At 53.2% G+C, this 12,890-nt stretch carries 9 protein-coding genes; 5 read left to right on the top strand and 4 right to left on the bottom strand.

Annotated elements, in window-relative coordinates:
• Positions 1–279: 279 nt before the first annotated feature.
• Positions 280–1,764, bottom strand: coding sequence for a xylulokinase (locus tag ACYVBJ_RS18000; RefSeq protein ID WP_460983694.1), 1,485 nt, complete (start codon positions 1,762–1,764; stop codon positions 280–282).
• Positions 1,765–1,921: 157 nt separating this feature from the next.
• On the opposite strand from ACYVBJ_RS18000, the gene ACYVBJ_RS17995 reads away from it, so the two are divergent.
• Both ACYVBJ_RS17995 and ACYVBJ_RS17990 read left to right on the top strand, forming a co-directional pair.
• Positions 1,922–4,303 carry an alpha-L-rhamnosidase-related protein gene (locus ACYVBJ_RS17995; protein WP_460983693.1) on the top strand — a complete coding sequence of 794 codons (2,382 nt, stop codon included), beginning with the start codon at positions 1,922–1,924 and terminating at the stop codon, positions 4,301–4,303.
• 42 nt (positions 4,304–4,345) lie between these two features.
• Positions 4,346–5,140 (top strand): polysaccharide deacetylase family protein, encoded by a 795-nt coding sequence (locus tag ACYVBJ_RS17990; RefSeq protein WP_460983692.1) that lies wholly within the window; start codon positions 4,346–4,348, stop codon positions 5,138–5,140.
• Positions 5,141–5,187: 47 nt separating this feature from the next.
• Here the strand turns inward: ACYVBJ_RS17990 and ACYVBJ_RS17985 are convergent, their stop codons facing one another.
• From ACYVBJ_RS17985 to ACYVBJ_RS17975, 3 genes are read right to left on the bottom strand one after another with little or no spacing between them, the layout of a single operon-like run.
• Positions 5,188–5,925 (bottom strand): DUF1223 domain-containing protein, encoded by a 738-nt coding sequence (locus tag ACYVBJ_RS17985; protein WP_460983691.1) that lies wholly within the window; start codon positions 5,923–5,925, stop codon positions 5,188–5,190.
• A 13-nt stretch (positions 5,926–5,938) separates the two neighbouring features.
• Positions 5,939–6,742, bottom strand: a complete 804-nt coding sequence (locus ACYVBJ_RS17980; RefSeq protein WP_460983690.1) for a molybdopterin-dependent oxidoreductase — start codon at positions 6,740–6,742, stop codon at positions 5,939–5,941.
• On the bottom strand, positions 6,739–7,494 hold the full coding sequence (locus tag ACYVBJ_RS17975; protein ID WP_460983689.1) for a cytochrome b/b6 domain-containing protein: 756 nt from the start codon (positions 7,492–7,494) through the stop codon (positions 6,739–6,741). The genes ACYVBJ_RS17980 and ACYVBJ_RS17975 overlap by 4 nt, the downstream gene beginning before the upstream one ends.
• A 190-nt stretch (positions 7,495–7,684) precedes the next feature.
• Between ACYVBJ_RS17975 and ACYVBJ_RS17970 the strand changes: the two genes are divergently transcribed.
• The 3 genes from ACYVBJ_RS17970 to ACYVBJ_RS17960 all read left to right on the top strand — a co-directional run bounded on the left by ACYVBJ_RS17970 (position 7,685) and on the right by ACYVBJ_RS17960 (position 12,883).
• On the top strand, positions 7,685–8,521 hold the full coding sequence (locus tag ACYVBJ_RS17970) for an MBL fold metallo-hydrolase (RefSeq protein WP_460983688.1): 837 nt from the start codon (positions 7,685–7,687) through the stop codon (positions 8,519–8,521).
• Between the two features lie 63 nt (positions 8,522–8,584).
• Positions 8,585–9,364: a patatin-like phospholipase family protein gene (locus ACYVBJ_RS17965; protein ID WP_460983687.1), complete on the top strand. Its 780-nt coding sequence runs from the start codon at positions 8,585–8,587 to the stop codon at positions 9,362–9,364.
• 330 nt (positions 9,365–9,694) lie between these two features.
• Positions 9,695–12,883, top strand: a complete 3,189-nt coding sequence (locus ACYVBJ_RS17960; protein WP_460983686.1) for a SusC/RagA family TonB-linked outer membrane protein — start codon at positions 9,695–9,697, stop codon at positions 12,881–12,883.
• Positions 12,884–12,890 lie beyond the last annotated feature (7 nt).

Below are 12,890 nucleotides of genomic sequence, written 5' to 3'. Positions count from 1 at the left end.
TTCGGTCAGCCTGGTAGAACTTAAAGGCCAGGGGGTTGTCGGATTCTCGTCCTTCAAAGGCGATGGGCTTCTCGACGAAGGGGAAGTACACTTGATCGCCAAGCGTGAGGTTAGTAGATGACATGCGTATTGGGTTTAAACAAATAAGGTCCCAAAGGTCAGATACCTTTAGGACCTTGTCAACAAGAAAAAAGCGAAAGGTCCGACTTTTTACTAAAATTGTGTCATTTCTACACTTTTCTAAAGTTTACGGCGAAATCAATATAGCCGTACGTTCGTTCAGGAAAGTGTAGTCAACGTATTTAACCAGCGACCGTAGGCATCCTGATAGCGTTCCTGATCACGAATATTTGGGTCAATTGTTTTCGTGACTTGCAGACCTACAAAGGCTTCCTGCGCGCTCTTGTAATAGCCCAATCCAATTCCGGCCCCGCGAGCCGCTCCCTGCGATCCATCGGTGTTATACAACTCAATAGCCGCTCCGGTTAAGTTCGCCAATGTATCGCGGAAGAGTGGGCTTAGGAACATATTCGCTTCACCAGCCCGGATGGTCTGCAGGCCAACCCCAACGCTTTCCATAGCCTGAATACCGTAGTACAGCGCGAACACGATACCTTCCTGCGCGGACCGGATCAGGTGCGGCAACCCGTGTCGGATCAGCTGCAACCCATGGAACGATGCTCCCAAATCCTTGTTTTCGAGTACACGCTCGGCTCCGTTGCCAAAGGGCAGACATACTAGTCCATCGGCTCCGACGGGTGCTTCGTGAGCCAGTACGTTCATATCGTTATAGCTGATGGATCGGCTCAATACCTGGTTCCGGAGCCAGCTGTTCAGAATGCCCGTCCCGTTCACGCACAACAAAACACCGTAGCGTGGCGCTTCGGCGGTATGGCTAACGTGCAGGAACGTATTGACCCGTTGCTTGGCATCGTATTTAGCCTGCTCACTTACCCCGTACACAACGCCCGATGTTCCGGCGGTGGCGGCAATCTGACCGGGTTCGAGTACGTTCAGCGATAAGGCGTTGTTGGGCTGGTCGCCCGCGCGATACGTAACCGGCGTACCGGCCGCTAAACCCAGTTCAGCAGCCGCCGAAGCGCTCAACTCGCCCTGTGGCGCAAACGTTGGCTTGATGGTCGGAATTAAGTCGGCACTGAAACCGTAATAATCCAGCAGAAACTGAGCGGGTTGGTCAGCCTGGAAGTCCCAGAAAATACCTTCCGATAAACCCGACGCGGTCGTTACAATATCGCCCGTCATTCGGGCCGCCAGGTAATCACCGGGAAGCATAAATTTGTGGGCCTGGGCGTATACATCGGGCTCGTTTGCCTTCACCCAGGCGAGTTTAGCGGCTGTAAAGTTGCCCGGTGAGTTCAGTAAGTGCGACAACACTTTATCATGGCCCAGCGCGTCGAAGGCCTGGTTGCCGTACGGAACGGCCCGGCTGTCGCACCAGATAATGGACGGACGTAATACGGTAAAGTCTTTGTCGACAACAACCAGGCCGTGCATCTGGTACGAAATGCCGATCGCCTTTACGTCTTCGGGGCGAACATTGGCCTGTTTAATGACCGCCTGACTGGCCCGGCAAGCGTTTTGCCACCAGATTTCGGGTTGTTGTTCGGCGAAACCCGGCTGCGGGGCCTCAATCGCCATTTCGGTTTCAGGGAAAAACGCTGAAGCGACGGCATTGCCGCTTTCGGCTTCTAGTAAACACGCTTTTACAGACGAACTGCCAAGATCGAATCCAATGAAATACATGCGGGTCAAGTATTAAGAAAATCAGCTACGAAAGTACGACGACGGACGCATAAATAAGTACAGGAATTCAGGCTTCACGTTCAGACAGTAGCCGGCAGCGCGTTAAACTAGTCCGGAGCTTGACAAAATATGGTCTCTCGTGGCTAATATTGCTTTTATGAACGCACTTGTAAGATTCCTTGCCCTCTTCCTTACCGTACTGTCTGGGTTTGCCCAAACGCCTTCTGGCAATACCTGGACCAGTCAGTACTGGCCTGCCCGGTGGATTCTGCACCCTACCGCTCCGGCTCGTCAATACGGCGTCTATCATTTTCGCAAAGCCATCGACCTGCCTCAAAAACCAGCCCGGTTTGTTGTGCATGTGTCAGCCGATAACCGGTATCGCTTGTTTGTGAACGGACGTGCCGTCGCCCTTGGACCGGCGCGGAGTGATCTGCAAAATTGGAATTACGAAACCCTCGATCTGGTTCCTTACCTACAGGCGGGACGTAACGTGCTGGCTGCACAGGTGTGGTACATGGGCGAAGGGGCACCGTTCGCGCAGATGAGTTATCAGCTTGGCTTTGTGCTGCAGGGCGATGGTGAACTGGAAAAAATAGCTAATACCGATGCGAGCTGGAAAATTTACCAGAACCTGGCGTATTCGCCGGTAAAGAATGACATCGCCAAATTGAGAACCTATATTGTGGCCGGGGATGGCGATCGGGTCGATGCGGCTTATTATCCCTGGGGATGGGAGCAGCCGGGCTATGACGATAAAACCTGGCTGTCGGCTAAACCGTTGAGCTTCCCTACGAAACCGCGGGGGCTGGGCACCGACGGAAACTGGGGGCTAGTGCCGCGCACCATTCCGATGATGGAGGAAGGGGTGACCCGCCTGGCGCGGGTTCGGCGAGCGGAGAACGGCCGGATGGAAAACGGATTTCTGCAGGGAACCGCCCCCGTTACGGTTTCGGCGAACACGAAAGCCGTGTTTTTACTGGACAATGGCGTATTAACGAATGCGTACCCCGAGTTGATCGTCAGCCGGGGCAAGGGCGCCGTTGTGACGCTGTCGTACGCCGAAGCGCTGGTGGACGCCAAGGGGCAGAAAGGCAACCGGAATGAAGTCGAAGGTCGTACGCTGCGGGGCTTCGATGATCAGTTTGTGGCTGATGGCGTCGACAGGCGCTTATTTCGCCCGCTCTGGTTCCGGACGTATCGGTATCTGCAACTAACCGTCGAAACCAAAGGTGAGCCCCTCGTTCTGGACGATCTGGTAGGACGGTTTACGGGCTACCCGTTCGAGCAAAAAGCGCAGTTTACGGCCAGCGATACAACCCTGAAAAGCATCTGGAACGTAGGCTGGCGAACGGCCCGGCTGTGTGCCGGAGAAACGTATTACGATTGCCCCTACTACGAACAGTTGCAGTACACCGGCGACACGCGGGTGCAATCGCTGATTTCGCTCTACGTAACGGGCGATGACCGGCTGATGCGCAAGGCGATTATGGACTATGACCATAGCCGTTTTAACGATGGCCTGACGCAGAGTCGTTACCCATCGGCCGATTTTCAGGTGATTCCCACGTTCTCGCTGTTCTGGGTGTGTATGGTCCACGATTACTGGATGCACCGGCAGGACGATGCGTTCGTGAAAAGTATGTTACCCGGTATGCTCAGCGTCTTGAACTGGCACGAAAATCGGATTGCCAAAACCGGCCTGAACGGGCCGCAGGAGTGGTGGAACTTCGTGGACTGGTCGGCCTGGAAAAACGCGAAAGACGAAATTGCCGGGGGCGTGCCGGCCGGAGCACGTAACGGTGGGTCAAGTATTCTGTCGCTGCAGCAAGCGTATACGTATTTCCGGGCGGGTGATCTGCTGGCTCATTTTGGTCAGAACGAACGGGCGGAGCACTATCGCGAACTGGGACGTCGGCTTAACAAAGCGGTTTATGCCCAGTGCTGGGATGCGGGACGGAGTCTACTGGCTGATACCCCTGCCAAGAACTCATTCAGCCAGCACGCCAACATCCTGGCCGTTTTGACTGATGCCGTTCCCGCTGCGCAGCAGGCCGCTCTTCTGCAACGAACAGTTACGGATACGTCACTTACGCAGGCCACATTCTATTTTAAATTCTACCTGTTTGACGCCCTGAAAAAAGTCGGTCTGGGCGATCAGTTCATTCCCCAACTCAAGCCCTGGCGCGATATGCTGGCAATGGGCTTAACTACGTTTGCCGAGAATCCCGAACCCACGCGTTCCGACTGCCACGCCTGGAGCGCTTCGCCCTTGTACGATTTCCTGTCGATCACCTGCGGCATCAACCCCGCCGAACCCGGTTTTAAGTCAGTACGTATCACTCCCTACCTGGGCGACTTAACCTCCGTTGACGGGCGAATGCCGCATCCCGCCGGTGAGATTGCCGTGCAGTTTCAGAAAACCCCAACCGGTGGACTAACCGGTAACGTAACGCTACCCGCCAATCTGACCGGAACAGTACGTTGGAAAGGAAAGTCAATCCCGCTCAAAGCCGGTAAGCAGCCCATAAGTTTATAGCCCTATTTTCCCAAGAGAAAGCACCTTCAACCGAAGAAATTGATGAAAACGCTGGTAACGATTAGTTTATTCACCCTGCTGAACGGCTTTCTGTTCGGTCAGACCCCTGCCAGCTGGCAGGGCAAAAAATGCGCGGTAGCCCTGACCTACGATGATGGACTACAAGTACATCTGGACAAGGTTATTCCGGTTCTGGATTCGGCCGGACTGAAAGGAACCTTCTACTTGTCCGGTAATTTCCCCGGCGTGAAGGCCCGGCTGAACGACTGGAAAGTGGCTGCGAATCACGGGCATGAGTTGGGCAACCACACCTTATTTCATCCCTGCACCGGACAGCGGCCCGGCCGGGAGTTTGTGACGCCAACGTACGATTTAAGTACCTACACCCTGCAACGTATTACCGATGAAATTCGGATGACCAATACGTTGCTGCAAGCGCTGGATGCCAAAACGCAGCGGACGTTTGCCTACCCCTGTGGTGATACGAAGATTGGCGATGTAAACTATTTCGACTCGGTGAAAAAAGAGTTCGTAGCCGCCCGTGGGGTACGGAGCGAAATGCATAAAGTCACCGAAATCGACCTGGCCAATGTTGATTCCTACGCCATGAGCGGCCAGTCGGGCGAGGAGATGATCGCGCTGGTCAAGCGGGCAATGGAAACGAACTCCGTGCTTGTTTTTCTCTTTCACGGCGTCGGTGGTGAGCATAGCCTGAACGTTACGTTACCGGAGCACAACAAACTTATCCGTTTCCTGAAACAGCACGAAAAGGAAATCTGGATCGCTCCGTTCATCGAGGTTGCCCAATCGGTTAGTCAGGCGAACGTTCAGAAGTAATTGACGTCGCTAGTACCCAACGTAAACCGGGAGAGTTGCAACCCATACTACAACTGCGCAGCCCCAACAACCTGCCCATTATCCGTTCGTTGCGCGTACACGAACACCGCTGTTTGATCGGCGGATAAACCTGAAGGCACCGCTAACGTAACACTGCCTGACGTGCCTGCTTGTTCAATCGTCTTAAATTGCCGGACAACGTTCGTATTCACCAGCGTGCGTCCGCCATTTTCGCCGTTGCCAACAGCGGTTCTGGCTTCTTTCTGGACCAATGCTATGTTTACGCGGTAGGGCCCCGAAGCCGAAAGGGCATAGTTAACCGATACTTGTTTGGCGTCACGAGTCGCCTGGCCCGTTACGGTAATGAATGCCGACGCGGGTTGCTTTTGAATGGCCTGGATCGCTTGTTCAATACGTGTTCGCTGCCCACCAATTACATTCTGATGGCCATTGATAATGAGTTGTGGCGTGTAAGTCTGTGTCTTTAACGAGCGATCATACAACCGTTGCCGATCGGTGAAGAGTTTGCTACTGAACGGGTCCTGCCAGCCCAGCCGGTTCCAGTAATCCACATGGAACGACAGGCCGTAAACCGCTTGGCCAGAGCGGGAGGCCTGTTGAGTTATTTCCTGCAATATCCGGTCGGCCGGTGGACAACTCGAGCAACCCTGTGAGGTGAACAGTTCAAGTACAACAACCGGTTGTGGCGCTGGTTTAACCGGCCCTTTCGTAGGTCGTGATGCAGCAAGCCCGAACGCTGTTAAAAGAATGAGGACGTAATTCATTAGCCTTTGGGTTTTACAAGCCTACGTAGTAATCATAACCCCGTTCGGTCCAGAAGTCGCGGGGGCGCGTGTCGGAGAAAAAGATCCGGCCGATGCGCTTCAAATTCTTCACCCCGTACTTCACGGGTATGATTAGCCGGACAGGCGCACCGTGCTGACTATTGATGGGTTCGCCGTTCAGTTCATAGGCAAGCAGTGTCTGCGGATGCATAGCACTTTCTATGTCGATGCCTACGTAATACCCTTTGTCGGGGGTTTCCATGCCGATGTGTTTATACAAGTCATCAGTGTTGTCGGGGTCAGGCGCGTTACCACTGCGGGTTCCCAGTTTGTAATGAGCGAGAAAATCGGACAGGCGTACGCCACCCCAGTGTTGTACCTGGCTCCAGCCTTCGACGCACTTGAAGTCATAAATTAATTCCTGCTTCGGTAAGGCCCTGATGTCGTCTATCGTCAGCAGAAGTGGCTCCTCGATTCCGGGTTTGTCGACCTGAAGTTTCCAGTCATCCGGTAAGGGCGTACGTAACCCGTCGAAACCGTTGACGCGGGGAACGCGGGCCGCGGCTTCCACCGGAAACGTTTTGACCAGATTGGTATTGCTGAAATACGTCCGGGCAATCTGTTCATTGACGTCCAGCACTCTACGTAACGGCTTCTTTGTTCCGTACAGATTTGGGCTGCCTTTTATCCATTGATAAACCCCAACGGGCACGGTTGCCGCCAGTGTGAACAGCCCAAACGCTTTGAGCATCCGCCGACGCACGGCCGATTCAGGAATCTCTTCCTGCGGGAGTTCGGGTTCTTTATTCGGGGTCATGATAGAGCGGGTTGAACAGGTGAATCGCCGGTTTCCTCGTCGCTGGGCAACGATTCAGGCTGAATAACGGGCTCCGGCGTGTGTGGACGATCATTGGTATTGGGCTTAACGATTTCAAAGCCTGTTATCATCGACTGGAAATTGTGCCAGCCCGCGCGGATAACCTGCCCTACGTGAATAACAAAAAACAGGACGTACCCAATCGTGAGCGCAAAATGGATCAGCCGGGCCATTTCGTAACCGCCCATCAGGGCCGTCAGCCAGTAAAACTGCGTCGGCTTATAAATCGCATAGCCCGTCAGCGCCGAGCCCACCCCCATAATCATGATGGAGAAATAAGCAATTTTCTGAGCACCGTTGTACTTAATAAATGGCGGTTGCGTTTTGCGCAGACCCAGATCATACAGCGTTACCTGGATGGCGTCGCGAAACGAATGTTGGTCGGGGACCAGGTGCCGCCACTCACCCGAAAGAAATGTGTACCCAACGTAAAGCAAACCGTTCAGCAGAAAGAGCCACATGAACACAAAGTGCCAGGCCATACCCTCGGCCAGTCGGCGGGATAGCCCCAGCACTTTGTAAAACCCGTCGGGAAAGAACGAAATAAGCGTCCAGTCGCCAATCTGAATTTTGTACGGATCATAGGCCCAATAAATCAGCATGCCGCTCCAGATCATAACGAACAGCACCGGAAAGTTAATCCAGTGAAACCATCGGATGGCCAGCGGGTGCTTGTGAACAATACGTTTCATGCGAAAGAGAGGTCGTATGTGTCTGAATCAATACTATAACGAATAACAGCCGCAGTTCGATTCGTAATTCCGAGTTCATTGGAAAAATTGATTCAACCAAACCGGAATTCGCGCCGAACAAACGCACCGTCGACGTATCGTTTCGAGGAGCGGGTATGATACCTTTGCCGTTTCATCTGCGTAAACTAATATGACACTTCAGACCCTGGATACCGGTTATTTTAAACTTGATGGGGGGGCTATGTTCGGCGTTGTGCCGAAGCCTCTCTGGAATCGACTGAACCCCGCCGACGAACAGAATCGATGCACCTGGGCCATGCGCTGCCTGCTCTATGAACAGGGCGGGCGGCTATTGGTGGTCGATACGGGAATCGGTGATAAGCAGGATGTCAAATTTTTCGGCCATTATGACCTTCACGGCGATGCTACGTTGCTCAGTTCCATCCGGGCGGCTGGCTATGATATAAGCGACGTAACGGATGTGCTTTTAACGCATCTGCACTTCGATCACGTTGGCGGAGCCGTTAAACGGACCGGCGAGCAGCTCCTGCCGGTTTTTGAGAACGCCACGTACTGGACGCACCCGGCGCACTGGCAATGGGCAACAAATCCTAACCCGCGCGAAAAGGCGTCGTTCCTGAAAGAAAATATCTTACCTCTACAGGAGAGTGGTCAATTGAAATTCCTGACCGAGAGCTTATTTCCGTATACGGGTATCGATCTGCTGTACGTAGATGGACATACCGAAAAAATGGCCCTTCCGCTATTTCAGCTGAACGGACGTACCATTGCCTATATGGCTGACCTGATTCCATCGTCGGCACACGTACCGCTGCCCTACGTAATGAGTTATGACGTTCGGCCGCTGTTGACGATGGATGAAAAAACGCGCCTACTCCAGCAGGCGGCCGCCGAAAACTGGATTCTGGTTTTTGAGCACGACCCGACGATCGAAGCCGCAACGGTAGAGCAGACCGAGCGCGGAGCGCGGATCAGGGATCAGGGCAGCCTGGCCGAACTGCTATAGACCGCATTCCATAAACTAAACGTTTTAACGGGCCGTTATCAAGCAACGACAAGCAAAGGCTTTATGAAAATTGGTTTAGTGTTATCGGGTGGGGGCGCCCGCGGAATCACCCACCTGGGCGTCATCAAAGCATTGCAGGAGATGGGGCTAACGTTCGCCCAGATTTCCGGAACCAGCGCGGGAGCCATTACCGGCGCCCTGCTGGCCCAGGGATACTCGCCCGACGAAAGCCTGAAAATCATTGAATCGTCGTCGTTCGTTCGCCACATCCGGCCAGCCTGGAACCGCATGGGGCTGCTCCGGCTGGATACCATCGTTGATTTATACCGGAAATATATTCCGCACGATACGTTCGAAGGCTTACAGATTCCGCTGCACGTCGTTGCGGTTGATCTGAACGACGGGGAGCAGGTTGTGTTCGATACGGGTGAGTTGATCCGGCCCGTTCTGGCCTCCTGCTGCCTGCCCGGCATCTTTGAACCGATGCTCATCAACAAGCGTCAATACGTAGATGGAGGGGTTCTGAACAACCTGCCCGTTGATGTTATTGAAAACAAAGTTGATTTTCTGATCGGCTCGCACTGTAACGTACTGGGTCCGCGAAAGCCCATCACCTCCATGCGGGGCGTCATTGAACGCAGCCTGGTGCTGGCCGTGCAAAGCAAGACCAGAGATCGGTTTGCCAAATGCAACGTATTGATTGAGCCCCCCCAACTGTCCCAGTACACTACCACCGACATCAGCAAGGCGCGTGAGCTGTTCCGAATTGGCTACCAGCATACGCGGTCGATGGCCGATCAGATCGAAAAATGTCTTGAACAGCCGACTATACAGACGATGTAAGCCGCATAGCCGCAAGACAACACATGAACGCCGGGCAGGAATGCCTGGCGTTTTTTATGGCCGTATCTCAATCTTACTTCTAAGCGTCGACAGGTAAAACAGTATTATCTCCATAATTTTTTTACCTGGTTTACTTTAAACACATAGGCACAATTACTTAACAATATAAATTAAAGGTCATAAAATTGCATTTAATATTATATTTTGTATTATATCAGTAAATAAGAATATATTTTGGTAAAACTGTTAAAATCAAAATTTTGTATTGATTGAATAAAGAAATACTTTTGAGATAATGACTTGTTTTCTTAATCTAAATTAGAAATTAGTATGAGTAGAATTCTATCGTTGAGTTTGCTGTTGCTCTGCTCACTCTGGGGGCCTGTATGGGCTCAGGAACGTAAGGTTACCGGTAAGGTGACATCGGCAGAAGATGGTTCGGCCATGCCGGGTGTGTCGGTGGTGTTGAAAGGAACAACGAGAGGCTCGACCACGGATGCGGGCGGAAACTATGCCCTGTCGATCCCCGAAAAAGGAGGGAAATTAACGTATAGTTTCGTTGGAGCTGCCTCGCAGGAAGTTGAAGTCGGCAGTCAGGCAGTTATTGATGTGAAGATGGTTGCCGACGCGCGTCAACTCTCTGAAATTGTGGTAACCGGTACGGGGGTGGCAACGACCAAAGCTAAACTCGGTATTGCCGTCGAATCGGTTTCGGCTAAAGATCTGCCGCAGGCCCCAACGGCTTCTATCGACCAGGCGCTGCAGGGTAAAATCGCGGGGGCGCAGATTACCAGTCCTAACGGTACGCCGGGAGCCCGCGCCAACATCCTGCTCCGGGGGATCAACACGGTGAACCGCGGAACCGCGCCTATTGTCCTGATGGACGGTGTACAGGTAGGCGCTACCGATCTGAATACGATCGATCTGAGCAATATTGAGCGGGTTGAAGTCGTGCAGGGAGCGGCAGCCGCTACCATCTACGGTGCGCAGGGTGCCAATGGGGTAATTCAACTGTTCACCAAGCGGGGCAAAGATGGCCCATTACGGGTCAGCGTGTCGAACAGTTACGCCGAAAATACGTACCTCAACATTGGTAATGTACGCAAGGCCGACAAGCACGCGTTCGTGACGGATGCCAATAATGTGGTTATCGCGACTAACGGCAAGCCCATTACGTTCAATGAAGCCAATGGAACGTTCAGCGATAACGTACAGTATAACGCGCTCGACGTCAACAGCAACGCCAACAAGCCCTACGATCAGAACCTGAAGTATTACGATCACTTCAAGATGTTCTTCATTCCGTCGCACACGATCAACAACTCGATCAACATCTCGGGCGCGAATAACAAGACGGATTACAGCTTTTCGGCCTCGAATAATCACCAGACCAGTACGCTTAAAAACAACGGCGAATTTAACCGGTCGAATCTGGTGGCAAACATCGGCCTGGGACTGGCTAAAAACCTGACGTTCCGAACGATTACGCAGCTGGCCTACACCCGCAACGGGCTGAAAAACTCAGACCGCGACGCGCTGTACTCGCTGAACAACACACGCCCGTTCGCCGATTATGACTTTAAAGATGCGGACGGTAACTACGCTGCATATTACGGCAGTGCGGCCGGGGTAAATGGGTTTAACCCCAACTACCGGAGCCAGTACCGGAACAACCTGAGCAACAAGGTCGACATCATCCAGAGCTTTGAGCTGGACTATAAGCCCTTCAGGTTTCTGGATCTGAACGCCAAATACGGGCTGAACTACCAGCGTGAAACGACGCGCCGGACGTACCCGAATCAGACGCTGAACCAGAACATTATTGCCAATCCGAACTACTACGTATCCACTTACGCGACAAACGCTACGGGCGAGATCGATAACTTCGACTACACGACCCTGTTCCAGAACTTCCTGGGTCAGGCGATAATCAGGACTGATTTCCAGAACGATTTTAAACTGAACGTACCCATTACTACGTCGACGCAGCTGGCGTTCGATTACCGCAGCAATAACTATAAAGAATACTGGACCTACGCGACTGGCCTGCCGACCTACGCACCGTTCACGGCCGCGCAGGGCTCAAACTACCGCGTGCAGCGGGACTACACCGAACCGTTCATTACGTACGGGTATCTGGTGAACCAAACCATCGACTTCGGTGAGCTAGCGGGCGTATCGGGTGGATTCCGCAGCGATTATTCGTCGGCTTTCGGCCGGGGTTCCACGCCCTTTACGTTCCCCCGCGGTTCGGCTTACGTCCGGCCTTCGTCGCTGGCGTTCTGGCAGAATAGTACGCTCGGCAGCGTAATCCCCGAGTTTAAAATCAGAGCAGCCTACGGAGAAGCTGGTATTCAGCCCAAGCCCTTCGACCGGTACGTAACCCTGAGCACCCGCACGCTGGGAAGCAGCAACGTATTCTACTACGATCCGGCGCAGCGCAACCCGGACCTGGGTGTAGAAGTATCCCGCGAATTGGAAATCGGTACGGATTTCACGGTCAACGGGGGCGGCAGTGACTGGCTGCGCCGGCTGAATTTCTCGTTCAATTACTGGAAACGGAATACCGATAACGCCATTTATGACGTCGACGTAGCCCCGTCGAGTGGGCAGGGTACTTTGAAAGACAATGCGTTCTCGCTGGCATCACACGGGTTACAGTTTTCGCTGAATACGACAGTTTACAAAGGGCGCGACATTACCTGGAATTTCACGACCAACTTTGGTCGCCAGACCTCCGAGATTACGGCCGTCAAAGGAAACGGTGAGATCGTGGTTACGTCGGCCGCTGGCAGCACCAACTACGTCCTGAAAGCAGGTCAGAAAATCGGTCAGTTATTCGGGTTCATGGCGATCCGTTCGCTCGACCAGATTCTGCCCGATGGTAAACCCGCCTTAACCGAAGCCCAGAAGCCAGCTTATGAGGTCGCCAGTAACGGATACGTCGTCAACAAAACGACCAAACAGCCGCTGTTCAGCTCCGCCCAGTACAGCTTTGGCGACCCCAACCCAATCTTCAATGCCTCGTTCATTAACGACATCAGCTACCGCGGCATCGTTACGCTGGGCTTCCAGTTCGACTGGGTGTACGGCAGTCATATCTACAACCAAACGAAATCGTGGTTATACCGCGACGGTATCTCCAGCGATTATGCCGAACCGATCACCATCAATGGTCAAACCGGTGCCTGGACGGCCTTCTACCGGGGTGTTTATCAGGCGGGAGCGAACAACGGTACCAAAGATTACTTCTACGAAGATGCATCGTACCTGCGGTTACGTAACATTTCGCTGGGACTGGACTTCTCGAAATTCCTGCGGATTCCGGTGTTGAAACAGACGCAGTTGGTGGTGTCGGGGCGTAACCTGCTGACCTTTACCAAATACACCGGTATGGACCCCGAAGTGAGTTCGGGCAGCACAACCGGCAACGAAAACTCCGCCTGGGACCGCGGAACCGACCACAACACGATGCCTAATCTACGTTCCTACCAGGCTTCGCTGAACATTACTTTCTAAATAACTG

This window comes from Spirosoma fluminis (assembly GCF_054778895.1).
This window is presented reverse-complemented; position numbering and strand designations above follow the sequence as displayed.